At 69.3% G+C, this 26,757-nt stretch carries 24 protein-coding genes; 15 read left to right on the forward strand and 9 right to left on the reverse strand.

From position 1 onward, the window contains the following. Nucleotides 1–112: 112 nt before the first annotated feature. Both CRP45_RS07380 and CRP45_RS07385 read left to right on the forward strand, forming a co-directional pair. The gene (locus CRP45_RS07380; RefSeq protein WP_097244305.1) at nt 113–802 is read left to right on the forward strand and encodes a TetR/AcrR family transcriptional regulator; all 690 of its coding nucleotides are present in this window, start codon (nt 113–115) and stop codon (nt 800–802) included. A gap of 51 nt (nt 803–853) precedes the next feature. Further along, nucleotides 854–1,510, forward strand: coding sequence for a TetR/AcrR family transcriptional regulator (locus CRP45_RS07385; RefSeq protein ID WP_097244306.1), 657 nt, complete (start codon nt 854–856; stop codon nt 1,508–1,510). A gap of 108 nt (nt 1,511–1,618) precedes the next feature. On the opposite strand, the gene CRP45_RS07390 is transcribed toward CRP45_RS07385, so the two are convergent. Then, entirely contained in the window at nt 1,619–3,109 is a 1,491-nt protein-coding gene (locus CRP45_RS07390; RefSeq protein WP_097244307.1) for a flavin-containing monooxygenase, read from the reverse strand. Between the two features lie 499 nt (nt 3,110–3,608). On the opposite strand from CRP45_RS07390, the gene CRP45_RS07395 reads away from it, so the two are divergent. From CRP45_RS07395 to CRP45_RS07435, 9 genes are all read left to right on the forward strand, one after another. Continuing rightward, a complete protein-coding gene (locus CRP45_RS07395; RefSeq protein ID WP_097244308.1) occupies nt 3,609–4,658 on the forward strand; it encodes a 3-oxoacyl-ACP synthase III family protein in 1,050 nt (349 codons plus the stop codon). Between the two features lie 9 nt (nt 4,659–4,667). Then, entirely contained in the window at nt 4,668–5,582 is a 915-nt protein-coding gene (locus CRP45_RS07400) for a 3-oxoacyl-[acyl-carrier-protein] synthase III C-terminal domain-containing protein (RefSeq protein ID WP_067780982.1), read from the forward strand. Continuing rightward, complete coding sequence (locus CRP45_RS07405; protein WP_097244309.1) at nt 5,579–7,258, forward strand: fatty acid CoA ligase family protein; 1,680 nt, start codon at nt 5,579–5,581, stop codon at nt 7,256–7,258. Before CRP45_RS07400 ends, CRP45_RS07405 begins: the two co-directional genes overlap by 4 nt. Then, nucleotides 7,255–7,569, forward strand: a complete 315-nt coding sequence (locus CRP45_RS07410) for a hypothetical protein (protein WP_245909959.1) — start codon at nt 7,255–7,257, stop codon at nt 7,567–7,569. Before CRP45_RS07405 ends, CRP45_RS07410 begins: the two co-directional genes overlap by 4 nt. Further along, on the forward strand, nt 7,566–8,609 hold the full coding sequence (locus tag CRP45_RS07415; RefSeq protein WP_097244310.1) for an NAD-dependent epimerase/dehydratase family protein: 1,044 nt from the start codon (nt 7,566–7,568) through the stop codon (nt 8,607–8,609). Before CRP45_RS07410 ends, CRP45_RS07415 begins: the two co-directional genes overlap by 4 nt. Before the next feature lie 22 nt (nt 8,610–8,631). Next, nucleotides 8,632–9,825 carry a peptide synthetase gene (locus tag CRP45_RS07420; RefSeq protein WP_097244311.1) on the forward strand — a complete coding sequence of 398 codons (1,194 nt, stop codon included), beginning with the start codon at nt 8,632–8,634 and terminating at the stop codon, nt 9,823–9,825. A 90-nt stretch (nt 9,826–9,915) separates the two neighbouring features. Beyond that, nucleotides 9,916–12,042, forward strand: a complete 2,127-nt coding sequence (locus tag CRP45_RS07425) for an MMPL family transporter (RefSeq protein ID WP_097244312.1) — start codon at nt 9,916–9,918, stop codon at nt 12,040–12,042. A 112-nt stretch (nt 12,043–12,154) separates the two neighbouring features. After that, nucleotides 12,155–13,030 (forward strand): universal stress protein, encoded by an 876-nt coding sequence (locus CRP45_RS07430; RefSeq protein WP_097244313.1) that lies wholly within the window; start codon nt 12,155–12,157, stop codon nt 13,028–13,030. 104 nt (nt 13,031–13,134) lie between these two features. Beyond that, on the forward strand, nt 13,135–13,524 hold the full coding sequence (locus tag CRP45_RS07435) for a hypothetical protein (protein ID WP_067780966.1): 390 nt from the start codon (nt 13,135–13,137) through the stop codon (nt 13,522–13,524). Nucleotides 13,525–13,763: 239 nt separating this feature from the next. Here CRP45_RS07435 and CRP45_RS07445 read toward each other — a convergent pair whose 3' ends face one another. The 3 genes from CRP45_RS07445 to CRP45_RS07455 all read right to left on the reverse strand — a co-directional run bounded on the left by CRP45_RS07445 (nt 13,764) and on the right by CRP45_RS07455 (nt 15,888). Then, nucleotides 13,764–14,405 (reverse strand): NAD(P)-dependent oxidoreductase, encoded by a 642-nt coding sequence (locus CRP45_RS07445; RefSeq protein WP_097244315.1) that lies wholly within the window; start codon nt 14,403–14,405, stop codon nt 13,764–13,766. A gap of 162 nt (nt 14,406–14,567) precedes the next feature. Then, on the reverse strand, nt 14,568–15,035 hold the full coding sequence (msrA, locus tag CRP45_RS07450) for a peptide-methionine (S)-S-oxide reductase MsrA (RefSeq protein ID WP_425436923.1): 468 nt from the start codon (nt 15,033–15,035) through the stop codon (nt 14,568–14,570). A gap of 160 nt (nt 15,036–15,195) precedes the next feature. Continuing rightward, nucleotides 15,196–15,888: a hypothetical protein gene (locus tag CRP45_RS07455; RefSeq protein ID WP_245909960.1), complete on the reverse strand. Its 693-nt coding sequence runs from the start codon at nt 15,886–15,888 to the stop codon at nt 15,196–15,198. A gap of 374 nt (nt 15,889–16,262) precedes the next feature. On the opposite strand from CRP45_RS07455, the gene CRP45_RS07460 reads away from it, so the two are divergent. Next, nucleotides 16,263–17,204 (forward strand): acyl-ACP desaturase, encoded by a 942-nt coding sequence (locus tag CRP45_RS07460; protein ID WP_097244318.1) that lies wholly within the window; start codon nt 16,263–16,265, stop codon nt 17,202–17,204. 28 nt (nt 17,205–17,232) lie between these two features. On the opposite strand, the gene CRP45_RS07465 is transcribed toward CRP45_RS07460, so the two are convergent. Further along, nucleotides 17,233–17,754: a TetR/AcrR family transcriptional regulator C-terminal domain-containing protein gene (locus CRP45_RS07465; RefSeq protein WP_245909961.1), complete on the reverse strand. Its 522-nt coding sequence runs from the start codon at nt 17,752–17,754 to the stop codon at nt 17,233–17,235. A 10-nt stretch (nt 17,755–17,764) separates the two neighbouring features. Here CRP45_RS07465 and CRP45_RS07470 point away from each other — a divergent pair, with 10 nt between their 5' ends. After that, nucleotides 17,765–18,109, forward strand: a complete 345-nt coding sequence (locus tag CRP45_RS07470) for a phosphomannose isomerase type II C-terminal cupin domain (protein ID WP_174554781.1) — start codon at nt 17,765–17,767, stop codon at nt 18,107–18,109. A gap of 32 nt (nt 18,110–18,141) precedes the next feature. Here the strand turns inward: CRP45_RS07470 and meaB are convergent, their stop codons facing one another. The 3 genes from meaB to CRP45_RS07485 are packed head-to-tail and all read right to left on the reverse strand — an operon-like array spanning nt 18,142 to nt 23,347. Then, nucleotides 18,142–19,185, reverse strand: coding sequence for a methylmalonyl Co-A mutase-associated GTPase MeaB (meaB, locus tag CRP45_RS07475; RefSeq protein WP_097244320.1), 1,044 nt, complete (start codon nt 19,183–19,185; stop codon nt 18,142–18,144). Continuing rightward, nucleotides 19,182–21,458 (reverse strand): methylmalonyl-CoA mutase, encoded by a 2,277-nt coding sequence (gene scpA, locus CRP45_RS07480; protein ID WP_097244321.1) that lies wholly within the window; start codon nt 21,456–21,458, stop codon nt 19,182–19,184. The genes meaB and scpA overlap by 4 nt, the downstream gene beginning before the upstream one ends. Further along, complete coding sequence (locus tag CRP45_RS07485; protein WP_097244322.1) at nt 21,458–23,347, reverse strand: methylmalonyl-CoA mutase family protein; 1,890 nt, start codon at nt 23,345–23,347, stop codon at nt 21,458–21,460. Before CRP45_RS07485 ends, scpA begins: the two co-directional genes overlap by 1 nt. A gap of 182 nt (nt 23,348–23,529) precedes the next feature. On the opposite strand from CRP45_RS07485, the gene CRP45_RS07490 reads away from it, so the two are divergent. Further along, entirely contained in the window at nt 23,530–24,225 is a 696-nt protein-coding gene (locus CRP45_RS07490) for a TVP38/TMEM64 family protein (RefSeq protein WP_179830783.1), read from the forward strand. Between the two features lie 64 nt (nt 24,226–24,289). Here the strand turns inward: CRP45_RS07490 and CRP45_RS07495 are convergent, their stop codons facing one another. Next, nucleotides 24,290–25,192, reverse strand: a complete 903-nt coding sequence (locus tag CRP45_RS07495) for a S1C family serine protease (RefSeq protein ID WP_174554780.1) — start codon at nt 25,190–25,192, stop codon at nt 24,290–24,292. Between the two features lie 430 nt (nt 25,193–25,622). On the opposite strand from CRP45_RS07495, the gene CRP45_RS07500 reads away from it, so the two are divergent. Continuing rightward, the gene (locus CRP45_RS07500; protein ID WP_097244323.1) at nt 25,623–26,735 is read left to right on the forward strand and encodes an alcohol dehydrogenase catalytic domain-containing protein; all 1,113 of its coding nucleotides are present in this window, start codon (nt 25,623–25,625) and stop codon (nt 26,733–26,735) included. Nucleotides 26,736–26,757: the final 22 nt, after the last annotated feature.

The raw sequence follows: 26,757 nt of genomic DNA on the forward strand, positions 1-26,757 counted from the left end.
TCAAGAGCATTTACTGAACAGTGGTGTTAGATTAATCCTTGTGACGTGTCCCGTGTCAAGCTCTCCGTTGTGCAGCACAGACATGCCCGACATCCGGTTGTGAGGCCTCACCGTGCCGACTGACGCGCCGACCCGCCGTGGCCGCCCGCCGCAGACCAGGGAGCAAGCCGAGGAGGTCAAGGCCAGGATCGTGCTCGCGACCGCGGAAGTGTTCACCCGCAACGGCTCTCGCGGTCTGAGCGTCGCGCAGATCATCGAGCAGGCCGGATTGGCGCGGCCGACGTTCTACCGGTACTTCGGCAACGCCGCCGAACCGCTGCACGTCTTGCTGACCGCGTCCAACGAGGGCCTGGTCGGCGGGATCCGCGCCGCTCTCACCGGCACCGACGAGCCCGTCGAACTCGGCATCCGGCTCATCGACGCCTACCTGGACTGGGCCCGGGGCCACGGCGCCATGCTGCGCCCGCTGTTCGCCGAACTCCACGATCCGGCCTCGCCGGTCTCCGCCTATCGCGAGCACGCCCTCGACGACATCCGCGCGACCGTCCGCGAGACGTTCACCGAGCTGGGCAGGCCGGTACCCGCACCGCTCGATCTGGACGCCGCGCTGCACGTCTGCGAATACGTCGTCTATCGCATCTCCTCGGGCACCGCGCCGGGCGCCGAACCGGACGCGGAGACGGTCGACGCGGCGCGGCTCACCATGATCCGTGTCCTGCTGACCACCCTCGGCACCCGCGCCGACATCGAGTACGCACTCGACATCCCGAACCTCTTCCCCGAAGCGCCGACGCCTCCCTGAAACCAGAATTCGACCCCGCCGAGGCCGATTCGGGCATGAGAGGATCGAGGGATGGTCGCCGATTCCGACGAATCCTTCGCCCGAATGCGCAACTGGCGTGGCCTGGCCCCCGCCGAGCGAATCGCCACGCGCAGAACACAACTCGTCGAGGCCGCCACCGAGCTGATGGCCACCGTCGGCGCCTCGGAGATCTCGATGCGGGGGGTGTGCAGACAGGCCGGGCTGACCGAGCGCTACTTCTACGAGAGCTTTCCGAACCTGGACGCGCTGCTCACCACCGTGCTGGAGACCGTGGTCGTCGGGGCCCGCGACCACCTGCTCGACGCGCTGACCGAGGCGCCGATCGAGCGCGAGGCGATGTTCCGCCACGTCGTCGCGGCCTTCACCGACTATCTGACCGAAGATCGGCGCCGCGGCCGGATCATGTTCGTGGAATCGCAGGCCACCCCGGTGCTCACCCAGCGCGGCGACGAACTCGTCGAACTGTTCACCGCGCCCATCGCCATGACCATCGGCGCGGGCGACTACCGCGAACCAGGGCCGGACCACCTCGACAGCGTGCTCAACGCGAACGCGATCTTCGGCGCGCTCGCCTACCTGTACCGGCCGTGGCTGGACGGCACGATCGACGTCCCGCGCGAACGGTTCGACGAGCACGCCGCCCGCCTGCTCACCGCCATCGCGCCGGTCAGGTCTTCGGACGCCTGATCGGCACGGTCCGCCGCGGTCCACGCACGGCTGGAGCGAACGCGGCGGTGCGCACGTCGAGCACAGCCGACGCCGTCCCCACGTGACCGAGGGATGCGGACGTAAGCCCTAGTCCGCGAGCACCGGGTCCCGTCGCTCAGCGCGTTCGAATCGCATGGCGCCATCGGTGATCGCGCCGTGGCGCAACGTGATCAGGTCGCGCACGTAGTTCATGCGCAGCGCCCACGGCGCGCGATCGCCCTGCATCGGGAACATGGTCGCGGCGCGCAGGACGTAGCCGGGCATGAAGTTGGTGAACAGCGGCGCCTTGCCGACCGAGGGATCGCGCACCGGCATGCAGCGGGCGTAACCGTGCGCGTCCATGTGGCGCAGCAGCCGAACCACGTACTCGCTGACCAGATCCGCCTTGAGGGTCCACGACGCGTTGGTGTAGCCGATCACGAAGGCGAAGTTCGGCACCTCCGACAGCATCATCGCCTTGTAGGCCAGATGATCGGCCATCGAGACCGGCGTACCGTCCACCACGAGCTCCATGCCACCGAAGGCGAGCAGGTTCAAACCCGTTGCGGTGACGACGATGTCGGCGTCGAGGTGCTTCCCGGAGGTCAACGCGAGCCCGCGCTCGGTGAAGGTCTCGATGCGATCGGTGACGATGTCGAGCCGCCCCTTGCGGATCGCGCGGAAGAAGTCGCCGTTGGGCGCGAGACACAGGCGCTGATCCCACGGGTTGTACTTCGGCGTGAAGTGGGTGTCGATGTCGAAGCCCGGGGGAAGCCAGCGCTGCTGCCACTGCTTGATCCGCGCCCGCATCCGATCCGGGTAGCGCTGGCTCAGCTGGTAGATCGCGGTCGCGATGGCCACGTACTTCGCGCGCGCCACCGCGTAGGCCGCCTTGGCGGGCAACCACTTTCGCGCCTGGTGGGCAAGATCGTCGCGTTCCGGCGCGGAGATGATGTAGCTGGGCGAGCGCTGCAGCATGGTGACGTGCGCGCCCTGCTCGGTCAGCGCGGGGCCGAGCGTCACCGCGGTGGCGCCGCTGCCGATGAGCACGACGTGCTTGCCCGCCACGTCCAGCTCGTCCGGCCAGTGCTGCGGATGAATGATCGGACCGGCGAAGCGCTCGGTGCCCGCGAAGTCCGGCGAGTAGCCCTCGTCGTAGCGGTAGTAACCCGAGCAGCACCACAGGAAATCGGTGGTCAGCGTGACCACTTCGCCGGTGTCGGTGCGTTCGGCGCGCACGGTCCACCGATTGTCGGCCGAGGACCACTCGGCGCGCACGACGCGGTGGTGGTAGCGGATGTGTTCGTCGATGCCGTACTCGCGCGCGGTGTCACGCAGATAGTCCAGAATCGTGTGGCCGTCGGCGATCGCCTTCTCTTCCAACCAGGGACGGAAACGGTAGCCGAGGGTGTACATGTCCGAGTCGGAGCGAATTCCGGGATAGCGGAACAGATCCCAGGTGCCGCCGAGGGCCGCGCGGCTCTCCAGGACGGCGAACCGGCGCCCGGGAAACGCCTGCCGCACGTGATACGCCGCACCGATACCGGACAGCCCGGCCCCGACGATGAGTACATCGACGTGCTCGGTCTCGGTCGTCATCACACAGCTCCTCCGGTCTCCTGCGGACGGGTGCGGCGCCGCATCCGCGATACCTCGAGGGTAGTCGGCGCCACCCGGCGCATCGGTCGCCGGTTCCTCCCGCACAACCGCGGGCACCACCGAGTGAAGTCACTCACACGGGGCCGCGCACCGCCCGCGCACCGACCCGTCCAGCTATTCCGAACCATGGTTAGCGAATTGTTCGCCGTCACAACGGACCCGCGCCGTGCCGCCGCTCGGCCCGCTCGCGCGGCATGCCCGGAAAACTGGTGTCAGAACGGCGCAGCGCCGCCTACCGGCCACCATAGCGAGCTGCCATAGCCGGGCGATGACCAGTTAGTGACACTGCACGAAACAGGTACTTCGAACGGCCAACTGTCCCAGAAGGATTCCCGTTTTCGGGCCTATCCATTTCTAGTTACTCTCCGGTAGTGTTCCGACGCACCGACGATCAGAGAAGATCCGGAACCGTATCTGTCAACGATTCCCAGGAGCTCACGTGTCGAATTCTCGCTTCGAATCCATCGGCGCATATATGCCCTCGAAAGTCGTCACCACCGAGGAGCTGATCGCGCGGCTGAAAGTGCCGCCGTCGTTCGATCTCGAGCGAATCACAGGAATCAAGGAACGCCGGGTGCACGATACGCGTCCGGAAAGTTACGAGGATTCCTTCGCGCTCGCCATCAAGGCCGCCGAGGACTGTCTGTCCAGGTCACGGTATGCCCCCGCCGATCTCGACGTGATCATCTCCAGTTCGATCACCCGCAGCAAGCACGGCACCCGGATGTACATGGAGCCGTCTTTCGCCTCCTCGATCGCCAAGCACGTCGGCGCTCGAAAGGCGATCACTTTCGATATTTCCAACGCGTGCGCCGGAATGCTCTCCGGCACCTACATCCTGGATCGGATGATCCGCGCGGGCATCGTCCGAAACGGCATGGTGGTCAGCGGTGAGGCAATTACGCCGATCTCCGAAACCGCGGTCGAAGAGATTTCCGAAAAATACGATCTCCAGTTCGCCTCGCTGTCGGTCGGCGACTCAGGATGCGCGCTCGTGCTGGACGAGGCGGTCGACGACGCCGACAAGATCCACTACATCGAGATGATGACGGCCTCGGAGCACTCACACCTGTGCCTCGGCATGCCAAGCGGCCGGACCCCGGGCGTCGCGCTCTACACCGACAACCGCAAGATGCACAACGAGGCCCGGTTCATGCTCTGGCCGAACACCCAGGGCAGCTACCTGGAGAAGCAGGGCAGGACCTTCGCCGACGAGCAGTTCGACTACATCATCCACCACCAGTTCGGCGCCGCGGCGGTCCCGTACGCCAACGCCATCGCCGCGCGCGAGCTCGGCACGCCGATGCCGCCAGACCTCAATGTCATCCACAAGTACGGAAATACCTCCACCACTTCGCATTTCATCGTGCTGCACGATCAGCTCAGCGATCAGAACATCCCGGCGGGATCGAAATTGCTGATAATTCCTGCCGCATCGGGCGTCGTGACCGGCTTCCTGTCCACCACCATTTCCTCCCTGAAGGTCTGAGGTATCGACATGGGCGTGCGTATCAAGTCCACCGGAGTCAGCCGGACGGGCGACACCCACAGCATCATCGCGCACAGCGGTCGGGCCGCGCGGCGCGCGATGGAGCGGGCGGGCATCCGGCCCGAGCAGGTCGGCGTGCTGATCAACGCGGGCGTGCACCGCGATTCGAACATCGTGGAGCCGGCGGTGTCCGCGCTGATCCAGAAGTCGGCAGGCATCGGCCTGGAGTACGAGAAGGACGATCCGACCTCGTTCTCCTTCGATCTGATGAACGGCGCGGTCGGCGTGCTCAACGCCGTGCAGGTGGCCACCTCGATCCTGGAGACCGGCAGCGCCGAGCATGTGCTCATCGTCTCCGGCGACACCCACCCGTCGCTGACCCGCGCGGTAGCCGACGACGAATTCCCTTACGCCACAGCGGGTGCCGCGCTGTTGCTGGAGCGCACCGACGAGCCAGAGGGCTTCGGCCGCGTGCACACCGCGACCGCCGAGGGGACCCCGGCCGTCGAGGCCTACGTCGACACCGCCACCATGGGCACCGTCGGCCGCGGCCTGATGACCGTCGAGCGCGAGCCCGGCTTCGAGGATCGCCTGCTCGAGGTCGCGCTGGAGACCGCGCGCGCGGCGCTCGCCGAGGCCGGTGACGCCGACCTGTCGGGCACGGTGCTCATCGCCTCCACGCCGAGCGCGGAATTCCCGCTGCGGCTTGCGGATTCGCTCGGCATCGCCCGTGACTCGGTGCGGGTGCCCGACCTGTCCTACGGCGACCCGCACACCGCCGCGCTTCCGCTGGCCTACGACCGCGCCGTGGCGCAGGAGACGCTCGGCTCGCACACGCGGGTGCTGTTCGTCGCGGCGGGTGCGGGTCCGTCGGCGGCGGCGGTGCTGTACCAGCTGCCCGTCCTCGTCGGGGCCCCCGCGTGACCGAAGGGACCTACTGGCAGGCCATCGATCGGTTCCGTGCGTTCGCGCGCACGGAGCCGGACCGCCAAGCGGTGATCTACCCCGAGGGGAAGAATCCCGATGGCCTGCCGGCCTATCGGCACATCGGCTATCGCGAACTCGACGAATGGTCGGACGCGATCGCCGAGCGACTCATCGCCTCGGGCGTCGGCACCGGCACTCGCACCATCGTGCTCGTGCTGCCGAGCCCCGAGCTCTACGCGATCATGTTCGCGCTGTTGAAGATCGGCGCCGCGCCCGTGGTCATCGACCCGGGCATGGGTGTGCGCAAGATGCTGCGCTGCCTGCGCGCGGTGGACGCCGAGGCGTTCATCGGCATCCCGCAGGCGCACGCGCTGCGCGTCCTGTTCCGCCACAGCTTCCGCAGCGTGCGCACCGCGGTCACCGTCGGCAAGCAGTGGTTCTGGCGCGGCGAGAGGTTGGCGGACTGGGGCCGCCGTCCGCGGGGTCCGCTGCCGCAGCGCACGCCTGCCGACCCGGAGAGCCTGCTGCTCATCGCCTTCACCACCGGAAGTACCGGCCCGGCCAAGGCGGTTCAGCTCACCCACGGCAACCTCGCCGCGATGGTGGAGCAGGTGGACACCGCGCGCGACCACGTCCCGCCGGACACCTCGCTGATCACGCTGCCGCTGGTCGGCGTGCTCGATCTGCTGCTCGGTGCGCGCTGCGTGCTGCCGCCGCTCATTCCAAGCAAGGTCGGTTCGACCGATCCGGCGCACGTGGTCGACGCCATCGCCACCTTCGGGGTGCGGACCATGTTCGCCTCGCCCGCGGTGCTGATTCCGCTGCTGCGCCACCTGGAGCAGCACCCGACGGCGCTGCCCACCCTCGGCAGCATCTACTCCGGCGGCGCTCCGGTGCCGGACTGGTGCATCGCCGGTCTGCGCGAGGTGCTCGCCGAGGACGTGCGGATCTTCGCGGGCTACGGCTCCACCGAGGCGCTGCCGATGTCCACCATCGAATCACGGGAACTGCTCGGCGGTTTGGTGACCAGAGCGCACCAAGGCGACGGCACCTGCATCGGGCGGCCGTCGGACCGGGTCGAGGCACGCGTGGTGGCCATCACCGACGCGCCGATCCCCACGTGGGCGCACGCCGAGAAACTGGCGGGCGAGCTCGAGAACACCGGTGGCGTAGGCGAACTCGTCGTGGCGGGCCCGAACGTCAGCACCAAGTACTACTGGCCCGAGGAGGCGAACCGGCAGGGCAAGATCGTCGACGGCGCACGGATCTGGCACCGCACCGGCGACCTGGCCTGGATCGACGAACACGGCCGGATCTGGTTCTGCGGGCGCAAGAGTCAGCGGGTGGTCACCGCCGACGGACCGATGTTCACCGTGCAGGTCGAGCAGATATTCAACACGGTGCCCGGCGTGGCACGCACGGCGCTGGTCGGCGTCGGTGCACGCGGTGCGCAGCGTCCGGTGCTGTGCGTCGAGCTGAAGCCGGGCGCGGACCGCACCGCCGTCGAGCTGAAATTGCGGACCCACGCCACCGAATTCGAACTCACCAAGCCGATTTCCGATGTGCTGGTGCATCCGAAGTTCCCGGTGGACATTCGGCACAACGCCAAGATCGGCCGCGAACAGCTCGCGGTGTGGGCGGCCAAGCAGCTGAAAGCCGAGGCGCGGCGATGAGAACGACCGCGCTGCGGGCGATTCCGATCCTCGGCTGGCTCTACCTGGCGGCCGGTCTTGTCGCGGCGCGCACCGGACAGGCGCCGCGCAACCGGTGGCTGCGGGCCGCGTGGTGGATCGACGCGTTTCTCAGCGTGGTGGTGCACGCGGCGCAGATTCCGGTCGCGCTGCGCGCCACCCGCGGCACCGGCCATTCCCCGTGGAAGACCGCGGTGCTGACCCAGATCTTCGGCCTGACCTGGTACGGCGCGAGCCTGGGCGCAGGGGCGGGCGACGAACTACCCAGCGATCATCGAGAGGACGAGCGATGAAGATTCTCGTGACCGGGGCCTCGGGCTTCCTCGGCGGCGCACTCGTGCGGCGGCTGGTGGCCGACGGAGCGCACGACGTACGAATCCTGGTGCGGCGCACCAGCAATCTGAACGATCTCGGCGACGCGCGAGACCGTGTGGAGATCGTCTACGGCGATCTCACCGACGCGCCGTCGCTGGTCGAGGCGACCGGCGGCATCGACGCGGTCGTGCACAGCGCGGCGCGCGTCGACGAACGCGGCACCCGCGAGCAGTTCTGGGAGGAGAACGTCCGCGCCACCCAGCGGCTGCTCGACGCCGCCAAGCGCGGCGGGGCGTCGCGGTTCGTGTTCATCTCCAGCCCCAGCGCGATGATGGACTACCACGGCGGCGACCTGCTCGACGTCGACGAGTCGCTCCCCTACCCGCGCCGGTACCTGAATCTCTACTCCGAGACCAAGGCCGCGGCCGAACGCGCCGTACTCGCCGCGAACGCACCGGGTTTCACCACCTGCGCGCTGCGACCCAGGGCGATCTGGGGCGCGGGCGACCGGTCGGGCCCGATCGTGCGGCTGCTCGGCCGCACCGCCGAAGGCAAGCTGCCCGATCTGTCGTTCGGGCGCGAGGTGTACGCCTCGCTGTGCCACGTCGACAACATCGTCGAGGCCGTCGTGCTGGCGCTGGCCACCGAGAACGTCGGCGGCAAGCCGTATTTCATCGCCGACGCCGAGAAGACGAACGTGTGGCAGTTCCTCGGGCAGGTCGCCACCGAGCTCGGCTACCAGCCGCCGACGAGACAGCCGAACCGCCGGGTGCTCGACGCGGTGGTCGCCGTGCTCGAGGCCGTCTGGAGGATTCCCGCGGTGTCCACTCGCTGGTCGCCGCCGCTGTCCCGCTACGCGGTGGCGCTGATGACGCGCTCGGCGACCTACGACACCGGCGCGGCCACCCGCGATTTCGGCTACCGCCCGATCGTGGATCGGGCGACGGGGCTGGCGAGCTTCCTCGCCTGGCTCGACACTCAGGGGGGCGTCCGCGAACTGACAAGACACCTGCGCTGACCCCGCGATCCCGGAGGCAATCATGAGCAGCGACACCACCTTTCGCCGTCCCATCACCCCGACCGAGCGGCTGTACTTCGCCACGAGGGAACTGGCTCCGCCGTTCCTGATGCAGCTGGCGGTGCACGGACAGGGCACGCTGGACCCCGCCGACCTGCAGCGCGCGGTCGACGTGGCCTCGGCGGCCAACCCCGGCTCCCGGCTGGTCCGAGACGGGGCCGACTGGGTGGACACCGGCGTCGCGGCGACGGTGCGGGTCGTCGAGGGCCACTCGCTGACCTACCCCGGGCTGGAGAACGACCCCGTCCTCAACAGCCCGATCGGTCCGACGCCCGACCGCACCTGCGAGGTCCTGCTGCTCACCGCGGATCCGGTCACCATCGTCTTCCGCGTCTTCCACGGCGTGATGGACGGCATGGGCATGCGCATGTGGGTGGACGACGTGTTCCGCGCGCTGCGCGGCGTCGAGCCGTTCGGTGCGCCCGACCCGGTCGCGGACGCGGAGCTGGTCGCGCGCGTCGGCGCCCCCGGCAAGCCCTCGGTCCTGCTGCCGATCTATCCCTCCGCGGCCGGGCGTGGCAAACAGGATCCGGCGGAGTCGCCTTGGTTGCTGCGGCACCGCACGGTCGCGGCGACCGGCCGGGGCATCGTCGCGCGGGTCGCCGCCGTGCTGGCCGACGCCGCACAGGCCAAGTCGCGCTTCATGATTCCGGTCGACCTGCGCAGGCACGACCCCGCGCTGCGGTCCACCGCCAACCTGGCGCTTCCGCTGTTCCTCGACGTCGCCCCCGGTGATACCTGGGAATCGGTGAACGACCAGCTGCGCGCGGGTCTGAAGGAGAACCGCGAACTCAACCAGATGGACAACGGCGGGCTCACCGCGTTCCCGCCCGCGGTGGTGCGGGCCGTACTGCGCGCGGGCAACTGGGTCGGCGCGCGGCTCGGCAGGAACCTGGTGTCCGCCACCGTGTCCCACATGGGCGTCTTCGATCTGCCCGAGATGGCGGTGCCCGGTTTCACCCCGGTGAGCATCCGGGTGCTTCCGCAGCACAGCGGGATGATGCCGCTGCTGTTCGGCATCGTGGAATCGGCGGGGCGGCTGGAGATCACGGTGTCGTGCCGCAACGGCGAGGGGGTCGAGGCGCGGCTCGAGGCGCTGCTGGATCGCATCGCGTCCACGTTGGAACGCGAGCTCGCCGCGTCCCCCACACGCTGACCCCGGCATTCCCGGTACAACCACTGCGGCACAGGAGTTTCCGATGATCGATCCGGCCACCTCGGGGGACGACCGTTCGGCGGGTCCGCGATGATCGCGTGGGCTCGGTTCGTGATGGCGCGGCCGCGCACGGTGCTCGGCGTCGCGGTGCTCGTCATGGGCTTGTGCGGGCTGTTCGGTGCGGGGGCCGCCGAGCAGCTCAGCGCGGGCGGGTTCATCGATCCGAACAGTGAGTCGGCGCTGGTCGACCGGCTCGTCACCGAGCACTTCGGCCCGCAGAATCCCGACGTGGTGGCGATCTACACCGCACCGGAGGGTCAGACGCTTGCCGATATCGGGCCGCGGGTGCGCGCGGCGATCGCCGCCATCGATCCCGCGCTGCTGGCGCGGCCGGTCGAAAGCTATTGGAACAGCGTCCCGCCGCGCACCACTTTCCTGCGCTCGCCCGACGAGCGGCAGGCGCTCGCGGTGGTGTTCACCGCGGGCGACGACACCGAGCGCGTCGCCGCCTATCCGAAACTCGAAGCGGCGCTGCGCGTTCCCGGCATCGACACCGAACTGTCCGGCTACAGCGCGGTGTCCACCGGGATCACCGCACAGTCGCAGCGGGATCTGCTGGTGGCGGAATCGATCTCGCTGCCGGTGACGCTGCTGGTGCTGGTGCTGGTGTTCGGCGGGGTCGCGGCGGCCTCGCTGCCCGTCGTGGTCGGCATGCTCGCGGTCGCCGGTGCGATGGGCGCGATCCGGGTGCTGAGCGAAATGACCGAGGTGAGCACCTTCGCGGTCAACATCGCCTCGCTGCTCGGGCTCGGTATGGCGATCGACTACGGGTTGTTCCTGGTCAACCGATTCCGCGAGGAGATGGCCGACGGGCGTGACGTGCCGAGAGCGATCGAACGCACCTGCGCGACCGCCGGCCGCACCGTCGCGTTCTCCGCGCTGCTGCTGATCTGCGCCTTCGCGGGGACCTTCGTCTTCCCGCAGGCGGTGTTGCGCTCCTTGGGTTTCGGCGCCATCGCGGCCGTCGCGCTGGCCGCCGCGCTCTCGCTGACCGTGCTGCCCGCGATGCTCATGCTGTTCGGCCCCCGCATCGGTCGCGCGCGGACATCCGAACGCACCGAACGGTTCTGGGGTCGTGTCGTCGGGGTCGTGCTGCGCAGACCCGGCGTTGTCACGATCGCGGTGGGCGCGGTATTGCTCGCACTGGCCGCGCCGCTCAGCGGCATCCGGCTCGGCGACATCGATCACCGGGCGCTGCCCGACGGCCACCCGATGCGCGAGACGGTCGAACGACTCACCGCCGACTTCCCCGCCGCGAGCAGCGGTGTCACCGCGGTGCTGCGCGGGGTGGACGGCTCGGTGCCCAACGCGGCCGCGGTCGACGAGACGCTGCGCTCGCTCGGCGAGGTGCCCGGGGTGCGCTCGGTGCTGCAAGTGGGGCGGGCCGAGGATTTCGTCGTGCTGCACGTCTTCCTGACCGCCACCGACCGCAGCGAGGCAGCCACGGCCGCGGTGCTCGACATCCGCGCCATGGAACCACCGCCGGACACCGTGATTCGGGTCGGCGGCGACACCGCGGCCACCCGCGACAGCGTCGACTCCATCGTGGCGCGGATGCCGCTGATGGTGCTCGCCATGGTGTTGGCGACCATGGGCCTGTTGCTCGCCGCCTTCCGCTCGATCATGTTGCCGCTCAAAGCCGTCGGTATGGCGTTCCTCAGTCTCGCGGCGACCTTCGGCGTGCTCACCTGGATCTTTGCCGACGGCCACCTCGCCGGTCCGCTCGGCGTCAGCGTCGGACCGATCGCCGCGGGCATGCTGGTGCTGATCATCGCGGTGGTCTTCGGACTGTCCACCGACTACGAGGTGTTCCTGCTCTCGCGGATGGTCGAGGCGCACAACGCGGGCGCGGACACCGCCGAGGCGGTGCGCGTCGGCACGATCAAGACCGCGCGCGTCATCACGGCGGCCGCCGTGCTGCTCGTCCTCGTCACCGGCGCGTTCACGCTCTCGCCGCTGACGCCGATGCGGTTCCTCGGTCTCGGCATGATCATCGCCCTCGTCATCGACGCGACCTTGGTGCGGATGCTGCTCGTTCCCGCGCTCGTGCAGCTGATGGGCGAGGCCAACTGGTGGGTACCGGGTGCGAAGCGTCCGCGCCGCCACGTCGCCACCGTGCTGGAGAAGACCGAGGCGCCCGCGACCACGTCCATCTGAGCGCGAGCTTTCGACACCTGATCATCGACCGTCCCGCGCGGTATCGTCGCGGGAGGTGGCCCCGGCCCACCGCGGCTTTCTCGAAGTCAGGCGGACGAGAGGAGACGGTCCCATGGCGAGTCCTGCGGTCCTGGTGGGCGTGGACGGTTCCGCGGGGTCGACGGCGGCGGTCATCTGGGCGGCGCAGACGGCCGCGCGGCATCGTGCGCCGGTGCACCTGCTGCACATCGTCGACGTGGTCGCCGACTACGGTCCCGGCGCGGCGGAACCGCTCACCGCGGTCGATTACGCGCGGCTCACCGAGCACGGTCGCGCGCTGCTCGACGCCGCCGCGAGGGAGGCGGAGAAGGCGGCCGCGGAATTCGGTGGTGTCGAGCTGCGGGCCGAGCTGATGCAGGCGGTGACCACGCCGAGCCTGCTCGAGCGCACCGAAGGCGCACGGATGGTCGTCGTCGGCACCAGGTCGCGCGGGACCTTGCGGCGGGCGCTGCTCGGTTCGGTCAGCTCGGCGCTGGCCCGGCGCGCGCACTGCCCGGTCGCGGTCGTGCGCGAGGGCATCGAGTTCTCACCCGAGGTGCGGGCACGGCCGGTGATCGTCGGCGTGGACGGCACCGAGGTGAGCGAGCCCGCGATCGGCATCGCGCTTGCCGAGGCGGCGGCGCGGCAGGTCGACCTCGTCGCGTTGCACGTCTGGACCGGGGTCGAGCTGCCGGAACGCTACGGAGTCGACCCGGACGCGACCGCCGCCGACTTGCACTACGTGCTGGCCGAGAGCCTGGCGGGTTGGCAGGAGCGCTTTCCCGGCGTTCGCATCCACCGGGAGGTGGTCAAGGACCGACCGGAACGGGTGCTGCGCGAACGTTCCGAGGGGGCGCAGTTGCTCGTGGTCGGAACGCGGGGACGCGGCGGGTTCGCCAGTATGGTGTTCGGCTCGACCAGCCAGTCGCTGGTGCTCTCCGCGAACTGCCCGCTGATCATCGCCCACTGACGCGTTGTTTCGGACTCACCGAGGCGAATCCGTGTTTCGATGGAACCGGTTCCGGTGCCCGCGCGTCTGAATCATCGACGGAACCAGTGGAAGGGGCGACCGCTATGGCCGTGGCAAGCCCGTTCGGGGCATTCATCGAGAACGCCGAAGCCGGCGCGCTACAGGTGCGTCTGGAACCGCAGGTCTTCCTCGACCTGGACCGCGCCTGCCGGGAACTGGTCGACGCGCTGACGGCCGCGCGGCACGACGCACGGGCGCTCGGCGAACTCGGCGGCTGGGGGCTCGGCGAGGACGATCCGCGGCTCTGGTCGGCGATCGAGCTGGTGAAGCTGTTCCGGGAGAAAGCTTTCGGCGGACCGGGCAGCGCCTACGACACGCTCGGCGAATACATCGCGGTGGTCGGTGAGATCCAGACGTTGTTCGGCGTCATCCGCGAGACCTTCGAGCGCACCGACGCGGAGTTCGCCGCGCGCATCCGGGAGCTCACCGGATAGGGACGCCAGCCCGGCCAACGGGTGCCCGCCGCCTCCGCTGGGATCCGACGGCAAGCCCCTGCCTCCGCCGCTGGGTCCCGACGGTACGCCGCGGCCGCCGCCGCTCGATGCCGAGGGCAAGCCGTGCCCGCCGCCGGTTGGTCCCGACGGCAAGCCGCTCCCGTCGCACGGACACCACTGATTCCATCGCGCTCAGGCTGAATTCGGTGCCGAGGTCGTTCTCGCCTCGGCACCGCTTCTCACGCCGCGGCGACGGTGAACCTGGCGCCGCCGTGCGCGGGGCGCTCCGCCTCGTCCAGCAGCGCGACGGCGAAATCCTCCATGGAGATTCGGGAGACGCCGTTCGCATCGCTGAGCAGTTCGTCGCCGCCGAGGCGGTATTCGCCGGTCCGCGCGCCGGGGAGCAGCTCCGCGGGCGGGCTCAGATACGTCCAGTTCACGGTCGACGCCGCGCGGCACACGGCGAGCTGCTCCTCGCACGCCTGCGCGATCGGGCGCAATTCCGCTGGGAAATCGGGCATCTCGTGCAAGGTCATCCCGTCGGCGCCGGGAACGATCAATGTCGCCGCGCCGCCGACCACCAACAGTCGCGCCCCGGTCCGCGCCACGCCCGCGAGGATCGCCGCCGTAACCTCCGGCAGCTCGGCTTCCCGGCCGGGCGCGGGGCGGGTGGCGGTGATCACCAGATCCTGTCCCGCGCTGAGGGATTCGACATCGTCCACGTTGGCGGCGTCACCCGTGCGGACCTCGACTTCAGCGGGCAGATTTGTCGCCCGTTCCGGGTTGCGCACCACCGCCGTCACCTCGTGGCCGCGGGCGAGCGCCTCGGCAACGACCCGGCGGCCCACTTCGCCCGCCGCTCCGAACACCGTGATCCGCATCGTCAGAACCTCCTCGTCGCAAGAATCTCTTAGCTCTAAGTAATTTATCTCAACGCTAAACTATTTCGCCACTCGGCCGGGCGATCCTGCTCGAAGAGTCAGCCGCCTCCCGTAAAAACAAGGCGGGCACCGGATTTCGGTGCCCGCCTCGGTTTGTCAGGACTACTGCGCGGTGGTCTGCCGCTTGGGCAGCTTCCAGCCGGGACGCGGGAAGTGGCACGTGTACCCGTCCGGGTAGCGCTCCAGGTAGTCCTGGTGCTCCGGCTCCGCCTCCCAGAACTCGCTCGCCCGCGTCACCTCGGTGACGACCTTGCCCGGCCACAGCCCGGAGTCGTCGACATCGAGGATGGTCTCCAGCGCCGTCCGCTTCTGACCCTCGTCCAGATAGAAGATGGCCGACCGGTAGCTGGTGCCGATGTCGTTGCCCTGCCGATCCTTCGTCGTCGGATCGTGGATCTGGAAGAAGAACTCCAGCAGCGCCCGATAGTCGGTCCGCTCCGGGTCGTAGACGATCTCCACCGCCTCCGCGTGTCCGGGATGATTGCGGTACGTGGGGTGATCATTGCGCCCACCGGTGTAGCCGACCCGCGTCGACAGCACCCCCGGCTGCTTGCGAATCAGATCCTGCATGCCCCAGAAGCATCCGCCGGCCAGAATCGCCTTCCGCGTGTCGGTCACGCAACCTCCTCAGCAGGTCGTACTTCCCGAAAGCCATTATCGGCCCCACGTACAACCTACGTCGCCGCCCGAAAAGTCCCGCCTCGTCGGCCGCAACGCCCGGGCTCTGCGATCAGGCCATTTGCGAACCCACCGCGCCGCCGATGAGCCCACCGACCGCGGCGGCGGGGATACCGAGCGCGGCCGCACCGACCGCGGCGCCGACCGCGCCACCCGCGGCCGTCCCTACGCCGCAGGCCGCGAATCCGACACCGGCGCCGATCAGCCCGCCGCCGACACCGCCGACCACCGCCGCGGGGACGCCGGCGATCGCCGCGCCGACCAGCGCGCCGCCCGCGATGTTGCCCGCCCGGCGCGCGTCGACGCCGAAGCCCTGCGACGCCGCCGCCACCTGGGCCTCGAACTCCGCGACACCGTGGTTCACTCCGGCGAGCACGTCGGCGGGCACCTCGTGCGGAACCGGTGTGCTGAACGAGCCGACCTTCAGCGTGGGCGCGGGCGCGACCTCGGGCGCCTGCGGCGCTTCCGGCTCGACCGCCGCGCTCTGCGGAACCGGCTCGGGCTCCTCGACCGGGTCGGCATACTCGAGTCCGGGATCGGTCTCCGGCTCGGGGGACGGCTGCTCCGGCGCGGGCGGCACGACCGGTTGGACCGGTTCGGTGGTGACACCGGGCTGGATGGGCGTCCCCGGCGCGACCGCGGGTTGCACCGGCTGCTCGGATTCGGTGATTCCCGGCGAGGTCGGCGCACCGGTCGGGTCGGCGGTCGCAGTCCCGGCGCAGACCACGGCTAGCGCGATCGGCACAACGCCGACCATCGGTCGGACCGCATTGCGCGCGCCGGAGTTCTGTACCCGTCGATGCCGACCTGCCACGGCAAATACTCCCACTGCTCGAGATGAACCACTCGGAGAGCGCTGTTCGCTACCGCGATCGAACGCTGTTCCCGGGCAGTAAGTTACAGCACAATCGCCCCGGCCGACATCCCACCGGAAAGACACTTGGTACCCGACCCCAAACGCCTGGTAGAAGCGTCGATGCCATCCCCAGGCAGTCGAACCTCGCCGCCGACGACGTAGGGCTGGTCTAGGGTGGGGTGCGCGGCGAGGCCCGCACAGTCAGTGATGCGTGAACAGCGGTACGTTCCGTGGTTTTTCTCCACCGAATCGAAAGGCGCTGCATGGCAAGGAACTTGACGCAACTCGAACTTCTGATGGAACTCGAACCGGTGGTCGCGGCCAATATCGACCGGCATCTGGCGACGGCCAAGGAATGGTGTCCGCACGACTACGTCCCGTGGGACGAGGGCCGCAACTTCGCGGCCATGGGCGGCGAGGATTGGGATCCCGGGCAGTCACGGCTCTCGGAGGTCGCCAAGGTCGCGATGATCACGAACCTGCTCACCGAAGACAATCTGCCCTCCTACCACCGCGTGATCTCCGAGAACTTCGCGCGCGACGGCGCGTGGGGCACCTGGATCGGCCGCTGGACCGCCGAGGAGAACCGGCACGCCATCGCCATGCGCGACTACCTCGTCTGCACCCGCGCCGTCGATCCCGTCGCCTTGGAGAACGACCGGATGGTGCATCTGACCCGCGGTGTGCACACGCCGCCGGGCTTCGGCGGTGTGTGCGATCAGATCGCGTACGTGACGTTCCAGGAGTTGGCCACCCGGGTGAGCCACCGCACCACCGGACAAGTCTGCGACGACCCCGTTGCCGACCGGATGTTGCAGCGCATCGCGGCCGACGAGAACTTGCACATGATGTTCTACCGCAACGTCGCCGGTGCCGCGTTCGACATCGATCCGGACCAGGCCATCGAATCGGTGACGATGGTCGTGAAGAACTTCGCCATGCCGGGCGCAGGGATGCCGAACTGGCGGCGCAACGGTGTGTTGATGGTCAAGCACGGGATCTACGATCTGCGCCAGCACCTGGACGAGGTCGTGATGCCGGTCCTGCGCGTCTGGAAAGTCTTCAAGCGCGAGGACTTCACCGCACGTGGTGAACGCAGCCGCGAAGAACTCGGCGAGTACCTCGACAAACTCGCCCGCGATGTCGTCCGTTTCGAAGAACAACGCGAGCGCATTCTCGCTCGCGAAGCGGCGCGGGTCGGCTGAACAGCGGAGCGCGCCAACGGGTTTCGCCTCAGCGGGTCGTCCGCGCGATCCGGGCGAGGACCGCGTCGAGCGCGAGATCCATCGCGTAGTCGTACTCCGCCTGGCTGTCGAACCGCGCGAGGTACGGGGCGGCCTCGGCGACGGCGGGAAGTCCCGACTGCTCGAGTGCGGCCCGGCGCGCGGCGATCCCCGCCGCGTCGTCGGTGCCGTAGGTCGGGCCCGCGTTCACTTCACGCAGCAAGGTTCCGATGAGCGCGGCGAGCACGGTCCGCAGCATGTGGACGGCTTCCTCGGGGTGGCAGCCCGCGGCGCGCAGTATCGCCAAGACGGATTGGATCGGCGCCAGGCCCTCGAACGAGGCGAGTTGCCGGGTGAGCACCAGGGCGGCGGCTTCCGGGTGCAGTAGGGCGCGGTCTCGGCACGCGTCGGCGATCGCGCGCAAATCCGCTCGGTGGTCACCGGTGCGGGCGGGCAGCTCGATCGAACCCAGGAGGCGCTCGGCGACCGCGTCGAGCAGTCCGTCCTTGCCGTCGACGACGGCCTCATACACTGCGAGGGTGATGGAGAGCAGCGAACGCCCGTGGGGCGCTTACCGGGTACTTTCCGACGAGACGACGTTCAAGGTCAAGACGATCACCGTCCGGCCGGGCCACCGGCTGAGCTATCAGCGCCACTCCCGGCGCGCCGAGCACTGGTTCGTGGTGGCCGGTGAGGGTGTCGTGACCATCGACGGCCAGGATCGCCCGGTTCGCGCAGGCGACAGCGTCGACATTCCGGTGGAGACGGCACACCGCGTCGCCGCCGAGGGGCGCGAGGATCTCGTCTTCGTCGAGGTCCAGACCGGCACCTACTTCGGCGAGGACGACATCGTCCGGCTGGACGACGACTACGGTCGCGAGAGCTGATCTCCCGAAGCACCCGGAGGGGCGGAGCGAAACTAGTCGCCGGTGGTGTCGAAGGCGTCGAGAATTTCCTCGGCGGCCAGCGCGGCGGTCAGCGTGCCGTCGCGCACCTGCTTTTCCACTTGGGCGCGAATGGCTTTCACATTCGGGTTGTCGGCCAACCTGCGCAGCAACTGGTCGTGCACCATGGTCCAGGTCCAGTCGACCTGCTGGCGGCGGCGCTTCTCGTCGAACTCGCCCGCGTCGGTGAGCACCCGCCGGTGCTTCAGCACGGTGTCCCAGAACTTGTCCAGGCCGAGGCCTTCCAGACCGCTCATGGTGAGCACCGGCGGCCGCCACAGCGCGTCGTGCGGGTGGATGAGGCGCAGCGCCCCGGCCAGCTCGCGCGCGGCCGCCTTGGCCTCCACCTCGTGCTTGCCGTCGGCTTTGTTCACCGCGACGAGGTCGGCGAGCTCGAGCACGCCTTTCTTGATGCCCTGCAACTGATCTCCGGTGCGGGCCAGGGTCAGGAAGCAGAACACGTCGACCATGTTGGCGACCGTCACCTCGGACTGTCCGACGCCGACGGTCTCCACCAGGATCACGTCGTAACCCGCCGCTTCCAGCAGCACGATGGTCTCGCGGGTCGCCTTGGCCACGCCGCCGAGCGTGCCCGCCGTGGGCGAGGGTCGGATATAGGCGTCGCGCTCCACCGAGAGTCGCGCCATCCGCGTCTTGTCGCCGAGGATGGAACCGCCGGTGCGGGTCGAGGACGGGTCGACGGCGAGCACCGCGACCCGATGCCCCTTGCCGATCAGGTACATCCCGAGCGCGTCGATGAACGTCGACTTGCCGACGCCGGGAACGCCGGTGATCCCCACCCGATTCGACAGCACCGCACTCGCCGAACCCTGCGCCTCCGGCGTCAGCTTCAGCAGCAGCTGCTGAGCCAGCGCCCGGTGGTCGGCCCTTGTCGACTCGACGAGGGTGATGGCCCGCGCCAGGGCGGCCCGCTCGTTGTTGCGGACCGCCGTGGCGAGTGCGTCGACATCGATGGTGCGGCGCGCCGCTCCCCCACCCGGAGAACCTGCGTCACTCATTCGGCGGCGGACTCCGTAGCGCCGCTGCCGATTTCGTGACCGAGTTCGGCCGCGAGCTTCTTCAGCAGATCGATCGCCGCGTCGGCGATGACGGTGCCGGGCGGGAAGATCGCGGCGGCGCCTGCCTGGTAGAGCTCGTCGAAGTCACCGGGCGGGATGACACCGCCGACGATGACCATGATGTCGGGTCGTCCGACATCGGCCAGCGCCTGCCGCAGGGCGGGCACCAGCGTGAGGTGGCCTGCCGCCAGCGAGGACACACCGACGACGTGCACGTCGTTGTCGGCCGCCTGCTGCGCCACCTCCTCGGGGGTCTGGAACAGCGGGCCCACGTCGACGTCGAAGCCGAGGTCGGCGAAGGCGGTGGCGATCACCTTCTGTCCTCGGTCGTGCCCGTCCTGACCCATCTTGGCGACGAGGATGCGCGGCCGACGACCTTCGGCCTCGGCGAATTCCTCGACGAGTTCGCTAGCCGTGGTGATGTTGGTGACCTTCCCTGCCTCGTCGCGGTAGACGCCGGAGAGGGTGCGGATCTCGGCCTGGTGGCGGCCGTACACCTTCTCCAGCGCGTCGGAGATCTCGCCGACGGTGGCCTTGGCGCGCGCGGCATCGATGGCGAGCGCCAGCAGGTTGTTCTCCATGCCGCCTTCGGAAGACGCTGCGGCGCGGGTCAATTCGTTCAGCGCCCGCTCGACCGCGTCGGGGTCGCGGTCGGCGCGCAGCTGCCGCAGCTTCTCGATCTGCTCGGCGCGGACCCGCGAGTTCTCGACCTTGAGGACCTCGACCTCGTGGTCCTCCTCCACCTGGTACTTGTTGACGCCGATCACCGGCTGCTGGCCGGTGTCGATGCGCGCCTGGGTGCGGGCCGCGGCCTCCTCGATGCGCAGCTTCGGGATGCCCTCCGAAATCGCCTGCGCCATACCGCCGTGCGCCTCCACCTCGGCGATGTGCGCGCGGGCGCGGTTGGCCAGCTGATGGGTCAGCCACTCGACGTAGTACGAGCCGCCCCACGGGTCGATGGGCCGGGTGGTGTTGGACTCCTGCTGGATCAGCAGCTGGGTGTTGCGGGCGATGCGGGCGGAGAAGTCCGTCGGCAGCGCCAGCGCCTCGTCGAGGGCGTTGGTGTGCAGCGACTGGGTGTGGCCCTGGGTCGCGGCCATCGCCTCGATGCAGGTGCGCGCCACGTTGTTGTAGGCGTCCTGCGCGGTCAGCGACCAGCCCGAGGTCTGCGAATGGGTGCGCAGGGACAGCGATTTCGCGCTCTTGGGCTCGAACTTGGCGACCAGCTCGCTCCAGAGCAGCCGTCCCGCACGGAGTTTGGCGACCTCCATGAAGAAGTTCATGCCGATGGCCCAGAAGAACGACAGCCGCGGCGCGAACTTGTCGACCTCCATGCCCGCGTCGATGCCCGCCCGGATGTACTCCACGCCGTCGGCGAGGGTGTAGGCGAGCTCCAGATCGGCCGTGGCTCCGGCCTCCTGGATGTGGTAGCCGGAGATGGAGATCGAGTTGAACTTCGGCATCTTCGAGCTGGTGTAGGCGAAGATGTCGGAGATGATCCGCATCGAGGGCTTGGGCGGGTAGATGTAGGTGTTGCGGACCATGAACTCCTTCAGAATGTCGTTCTGAATGGTTCCGGCCAGCTGCTCGGGCGCGACGCCTTGCTCCTCCGCCGCGACGACGTAGAGCGCCAGGATCGGCAGCACCGCGCCGTTCATCGTCATCGACACACTCACCTGATCGAGGGGAATGTGGTCGAAGAGCTGGCGCATGTCCAGGATGGAGTCGATGGCGACGCCCGCCATGCCGACATCGCCCTGCACGCGCGGGTGATCGGAGTCGTAGCCGCGGTGCGTCGCCAGGTCGAACGCGACCGACAAGCCCTTCTGGCCCGCCTGCAGGTTGCGGCGGTAGAAGGCGTTCGAGTCGGCGGCGGTGGAGAAGCCCGCGTACTGGCGGATGGTCCACGGCTGGTTGACGTACATGGTCGGGTACGGACCGCGCACGAACGGCGCGACGCCGGGCACGCTGTCGAGCGGATAACCCTCCGCGGCGACGGCGTCCCGATCGGCCTTGGTGAACACCGGCGGCACGTCGATGCCCTCGGGGGTCGACCACACCAGCTGCTCGGGCGTGTAGTTGTTGGCCGCCGCCGCGCCCGCCACATACGCCTCGACCTGGGCGGCGTCGACCGCAGCAGGTTCGGGCGCGTGCTCGTCGAGCGGCACCTCGGCGAAATTGCCGATCACGTGCTTGATCTCACGCGTAGTCATCAGGCTCCCACCTTCTCCAGCAGGCCGGACAGCGCCGCCACCGCGTCGATCTTCGCGGCGAGGAATCCGTCCGGGCGCTGCGTGCCGCTCAGTTCGGCGACGGCCTTCGCCGCACCCGCCAGCAGCACCGTTTCCACACCCGCCGCGCGCAGCGCCTCGACCGCCGCGCCCGCCTCCGCGCCGTAGCGCGCGTCCGAACCACACAGCACCGCGATGCGGACGTCGGCTTCTTGTGCGGCGGAAGCTATTCCGGCCACGTCCAGCGGGCCGGGGTTGATCGACTCGATACCGCCGGAGGCCAGCAGGTTCGCGATGAAGGTGACCCGCACGTTGTGCTCGGCCACCGTGCCGAGCGGCACCAGCAGCGCCTTCGGCCGGGACCCGTTGGCCGCCAGATACACATCGGAGCGGTCGCGCAGCGCCTCGAAGGCCGCGCCGTAGCGGGCGACCCGGCTCGGCGTGCGCGCCGCTGCCGAGAGCGGTCGCTCGGCCAGGTTCGGGAACTCGTTGACACCCGTCACCGCGGTCTTGCGGTGCGCGACATCGGAATCGCGGGCGGCCTTGGTGGCGGCGATGCGTTCGGCGAGCAGACCCGAGTCCAACGCGGCGAGGTAGCCGCCCTCGGCCTCCAGCTCCTGCATGAAAGCCCAAGCCTTGGCGGCCAATTCGGCGGTCAGGTCCTCGACGTACCAGGAGCCGGCGCCCGGATCCTGGACGTGGCCGAGGTGCGACTCCTCCAGCAGCAGCAGCTGGGTGTTGCGGGCCATGCGATCCGCGAACGACTTCGAGACGCCCAGCTCACCGGCGGGCAGCGCCGAGTCGAACGGAAGCACGGTGACGGTGTCCGCACCGCCGACGCCCGCACCGAAGGCGGCGAGCGTGGTGCGCAGCATGTTCACCCAGGGGTCGCGCTGGCTCATCATGGCCGCGGAGGTGACCGCGTGCTGCGGTGCGCCGCCGAAGTCCGGGGCGCCGCAGGCGTGCGCGACGCGAGCCCAGAGCTTGCGCGCGGCACGGAATTTCGCGATCGTCGCGAACTGGTCGTCGGTGGCGGCGAACCGGAATTCCAGCTGGCCGAGCGCGTCCGCGATGTCGTGGCCCTCGGTCAGCGCGCGCAGGTACTCCAGGCCCGCGGCCACCGCCGCGCCGAGCTCCTGCGCGTCCGAGGCGCCCGCGTCGTGGAAGACGGTGCCGTCCACGGTGATCGCGCGCACTGTCTCCGCACGGGCGACGGACTGGGCGGCCAGCGCGACGGTCTCCGACAGCTCCGCGTCCGCGACGCCCGCGAAGCGGCTGGTGAGCGGAGCCGCGCCGAGGGAAAGCCGAATATCGGCGCGCTGCGGCGCCTGGTAGCCGTCGAGCACCGTGAAAAGCGCTGCGGCGGCGGACGACACCTGCGCGCCGGCGTCGAGGGTCAGCGGTGCCAGCTCGAAGAGCAGGCCGTCCAGCGCCGCGGGCAGCTCGGCCAGCGGAACACCCCGCTCGCCGACGCCGAGCCAGACCGCGCTGATGCCGTTCTCCAGTCCGGCCAGGATCTCGCGCTTGGCCGCGGCGCCGTCGCCGGGACCGACGAAGGCGCTGACATACCAGCCGCGGTGCACGTCGCGCGCGGCATCACGGCCCCGCACGAAGGGGAAGGCGCCGGGCAGCGGCAGCTCGGGCCGCTCGTCGCGGCGGGTGTAGAGCGGGGCGACGGTGAGCCCGTCGTAGGTGGTCTGCGCGAGCAGCTGCTCCGGCTCGTCCGGCAACTCGGCGATGTCGACCCTGCGCGCCTTCGAGAGCACACCGGCGACACCCTTACGCCAGGCGCCGTACTGGGGAACCGGATCCGTGTCCTCGGGACGCTCCGCGAGCCCGGCGCCCGGAGGCGGATCTGAAGCAATCGGCATAGCTGCTCTTCCTCTTCCACTCGACCACTGGGCGCACCCGAGGCGTGCGCCCGAACCGTCGCATTCGCCCAGCTCAGCGAGCACTTCGGTTAACGAGCATTCATCCCGTTTCCCTCGATGCTAGCGGCAGCGAAACCGTCGGTTGACCCTGGCCGCCACTACCAACCGGTAACCTGTCGCGGATGACCAGGCTGCTCCGTAACCCGCGTATCCTCGCCCTCCTCGTCGGTGTGGGTGCGCTGTTCTTCGCGGCGCTGCTCGTCCCGCTACCCGGTCCGACGCAGATCCAGCAGTGGGCGGACTCGGTCGGCCCGTGGTTCCCGCTGCTGTTCTTCGGGGTCTACTCGATTCTCGCAGTGGCTCCGCTGCCGCGCACGGTGCTGACCGTCAGCTGCGGTGTGCTTTTCGGAGCATTGCTCGGCACCGCGGTGGCGCTCTCGGCCACCGTCGTCGCCGCGGGGATGGCGCTCGTCCTGGTGCGCACCCTGGACCGCAACAGGGTGGCGTCTCGGCTCACCCATCCCGCCGTGCGCGCCATCGACGATCGGCTGGAGCGGCGGGGCTGGCTGGCCGTCGGTTCGCTGCGGCTGATCTCCTTCGCGCCGTTCTCGGTGGTCAACTACTGCTGCGGGCTGTCCTCGATTCGCTTCTGGCCGTACCTCGCCGCCACCTTCGTCGGTTCCGCGCCGGGCACCATCGCCACCGTCGTCCTCGCCGACGCGCTGACCGGCGGCTCCCATCCCGCCATGCTGGTGGTCTCGGGCGTCTGCCTGGCCATCGGCCTGCTCGGGCTCGTCGTCGACGCCCGCTGGCGGCCCGAGATCCCGGCCGCGCCCTCCGAAGAACCGCTCGTCGAGGCGCTCGCCGCCCGCGACTGACCCGGTCGGCAGCGAGTTCCGCCTTCGGGTCGGGATTGCTTGCCGCGACCGGGCGCGACGACCGTCAGTCGACGGTCAACTCGCTCGGCAGGGCGATCACGTCGACCATCGCACCGTTGCGCAGCACAGTGACCGGAACGGGCTTGCCGATGGCGTCGGCGAACAGCTGACGCTGGATGCCCTGGGCGTCGCGGACTTCGGCGCGCGCGACGCTGAGCACCAAATCGCCCCTGCGCAATCCGGCGGCCTCGGCGGGTGCGCCGCGCACCACCTCGACGATGCGCACACCTGCCCGCTGACCGGTCCGCTCGGCCACGTCGGACGGCAGCGGCGCCGGGACGCCGACCAGCCCGAGGTAGGCGCGGCGGACCCGACCCTCGGCGCGCAGGGTGGCGATGATGCGGCGGGTGGTGGCGTTGATCGGAATGGCCAGTCCCAGGCCGATTCCCGCGACGGCGGTGTTGATGCCCACCACCCGTCCCGCCGAATCGGCCAGCGCCCCACCGGAATTGCCGGGATTCAACGCCGCATCGGTCTGGATGACGTCCTCGATCACCCGGCCCGCGCGGCGCGAGGCGACCGGCACCGCGCGGCCGAGCGCGCTCACCACGCCCGCGGTCACCGAGCCCGCCAAACCGAGCGGGCTGCCCACCGCGACCACGAGCTGCCCGACGACGAGCTTGTCCGCGTCGCCGAGCACCGCCGCGCCAGGGCCGCCGCCGCGGGCGCGCAGCACGGCGAGATCGGAGAGCGGGTCGACGCCGACCACGTCGAACCGGGACTCCACGCCGTCGGCGAACACCACCTCCCCGTGTGACGCCGCGCCGATGACGTGCGCGTTGGTCAGCAGGGATCCGTCGTCGGTGAACACGACCGCCGAACCGGTCCCCCGCCGCGTCCGCACGCTCGCCACGTGCGGCGTGACCGATTCGGCCACCGACACCACCGTTCGCGAGTACGCGTCCATCGCATCGTCCACATCGACCACCCTCTCGCTGTCGGCAACAGCCACTCCCAGGATGCCCCCGCCGAACGCGGCGCGCACCGTCTTCGCGGGCAACGCGCGCCGCGACCGAAGTGCTCAGTCGCCCAAGAGATTTCCCGATCCGCCCGTTCGCCGTGCCACGACCCGATGGAACACACTATGAAATAGCCCGCGAAAGGTGGCGCGCGGTCAGTTTTCGTCCGCGAAACCGAAGTGAATTCCGGGCGTTACCGCGTTCCGATCGACGACCGCCGGGTACCTCCAGCACGGGGCAGCACCGAATCGCGATCATCGATCCGGCGTCGATCGGGTCCGTTAAACTCCCCGTGTGGCGGAATGTGCCCATCCGGCCGAATGCCGCACGCCTCGATCATCTGCTTCACCAACGATTCCGAACAAGGAGTAATGCGAAGTGGACTACGCTGGATCGTCCGAGGATCGGATAATACGCGCGCGTTGCCTCGTCGTACCGCCCGATCGCACGGGCGTACCGCGCCAGGTGATCAGAACACTGGATGCCGTCGACCCACGGGGTCCGCTTGTCCGCACCCTGGAGGTGGGTGTCTGCGGGACCGACATCCAAATCGTGGCGGGAACCGAGGGAATACTTCCGGCGGCCGCAGGCGAAATGATCTTGGGACACGAGGTGCTCGGGCGGGTGGTGCACAGTTCGACGCCCGAGGTGGGAACCGGTCAGTTGGTCACCTGCGTCGTCCGTGATCCGGACCCGGTGCCCTGCGGCCAATGCCGCCGCGGCAGGCCGGACCTGTGTAGCAACGGCTCGTGGAAAGAGCGCGGGATTCGCGAACTCGACGGTTTCATGGCGGAATACTGGCGCGCACCCGTGGACAAGCTGGTTCCCGTTCCGGAAGAACTCATCCACCTCGGCGTTCTGGTGGAACCCGCTTCCATCGTGGTCAAGGCGCTGGACACGCTGCGGCAGATGGACGAGCGATTGGGGACATCGGATCCGTCCGGCAACGCCTTGGTGATCGGCTGCGGCATCATCGGCCTGCTCACCACCGCGTTTCTGCGCTTGGCAGGTCACAAGGTCACCGTCGTGGATCCGGCCCCGCCGGGTTCCCTCGCCGCCCAGGCGGCCGCCTCCTTCGGCGCCGAATACCAATCCCACCAGTTGGTTCCCGGCGACATGGTGACCGAGCAAGCGATCGCGGCGCACCGCGTCGTCATCGACGCGGCGGGCGTGGCGTTCCTGCCGCAACTGCTGGCGACGCACGGCGCGGAGAACGCGTCGTGCTGCGTCGTCGGTCTGCCGAGCGGCCAGCAGGCCACGGTGGACGGCGCCGCGCTGCTGGGCACCATGGTCAAGCGCAACCAGGTGCTCTTCGGCGTCGTCAATTCCTCGCGGGTGCATTTCGAGCACGCGATCGAACTCCTGCGCGAGGTCGACGCCGCGTGGCCCGGAGTCATCGGCGGAACAACGACCCGAATTCCCTTCGACCGTTTTCGCGAGGCATTCGTTCCGCACACGCGGGTCGGCGCGAAAGATATTCTCGTCTTCTGAATACGCGAGAGAGGTATGGCGA

Source organism: Nocardia amikacinitolerans (genome assembly GCF_900215415.1).
Taxonomy (GTDB): Bacteria; Actinomycetota; Actinomycetes; order Mycobacteriales; family Mycobacteriaceae; genus Nocardia; species Nocardia amikacinitolerans.

Excerpts from the sequence above, each read along its gene's own strand:
- CRP45_RS07410 (WP_245909959.1), top strand. The coding sequence starts at position 7,255 with ATGAGAACGACCGCGCTGCGGGCGATTCCGATCCTCGGCTGGCTCTAC.
- CRP45_RS07495 (WP_174554780.1), bottom strand. The coding sequence starts at position 25,192 with ATGGACGCGTACTCGCGAACGGTGGTGTCGGTGGCCGAATCGGTCACG.
- msrA (WP_425436923.1), bottom strand. The coding sequence starts at position 15,035 with ATGCAGGATCTGATTCGCAAGCAGCCGGGGGTGCTGTCGACGCGGGTC.
- scpA (WP_097244321.1), bottom strand. The coding sequence starts at position 21,458 with ATGACTACGCGTGAGATCAAGCACGTGATCGGCAATTTCGCCGAGGTG.
- CRP45_RS07470 (WP_174554781.1), top strand. The coding sequence starts at position 17,765 with ATGGAGAGCAGCGAACGCCCGTGGGGCGCTTACCGGGTACTTTCCGAC.
- CRP45_RS07430 (WP_097244313.1), top strand. The coding sequence starts at position 12,155 with ATGGCGAGTCCTGCGGTCCTGGTGGGCGTGGACGGTTCCGCGGGGTCG.
- CRP45_RS07390 (WP_097244307.1), bottom strand. The coding sequence starts at position 3,109 with ATGACGACCGAGACCGAGCACGTCGATGTACTCATCGTCGGGGCCGGG.
- CRP45_RS07385 (WP_097244306.1), top strand. The coding sequence starts at position 854 with ATGGTCGCCGATTCCGACGAATCCTTCGCCCGAATGCGCAACTGGCGT.
- CRP45_RS07460 (WP_097244318.1), top strand. The coding sequence starts at position 16,263 with ATGGCAAGGAACTTGACGCAACTCGAACTTCTGATGGAACTCGAACCG.
- CRP45_RS07445 (WP_097244315.1), bottom strand. The coding sequence starts at position 14,405 with ATGCGGATCACGGTGTTCGGAGCGGCGGGCGAAGTGGGCCGCCGGGTC.
- CRP45_RS07425 (WP_097244312.1), top strand. The coding sequence starts at position 9,916 with ATGATCGCGTGGGCTCGGTTCGTGATGGCGCGGCCGCGCACGGTGCTC.
- CRP45_RS07435 (WP_067780966.1), top strand. The coding sequence starts at position 13,135 with ATGGCCGTGGCAAGCCCGTTCGGGGCATTCATCGAGAACGCCGAAGCC.
- CRP45_RS07400 (WP_067780982.1), top strand. The coding sequence starts at position 4,668 with ATGGGCGTGCGTATCAAGTCCACCGGAGTCAGCCGGACGGGCGACACC.
- meaB (WP_097244320.1), bottom strand. The coding sequence starts at position 19,185 with ATGAGTGACGCAGGTTCTCCGGGTGGGGGAGCGGCGCGCCGCACCATC.
- CRP45_RS07420 (WP_097244311.1), top strand. The coding sequence starts at position 8,632 with ATGAGCAGCGACACCACCTTTCGCCGTCCCATCACCCCGACCGAGCGG.
- CRP45_RS07490 (WP_179830783.1), top strand. The coding sequence starts at position 23,530 with ATGACCAGGCTGCTCCGTAACCCGCGTATCCTCGCCCTCCTCGTCGGT.
- CRP45_RS07485 (WP_097244322.1), bottom strand. The coding sequence starts at position 23,347 with ATGCCGATTGCTTCAGATCCGCCTCCGGGCGCCGGGCTCGCGGAGCGT.
- CRP45_RS07415 (WP_097244310.1), top strand. The coding sequence starts at position 7,566 with ATGAAGATTCTCGTGACCGGGGCCTCGGGCTTCCTCGGCGGCGCACTC.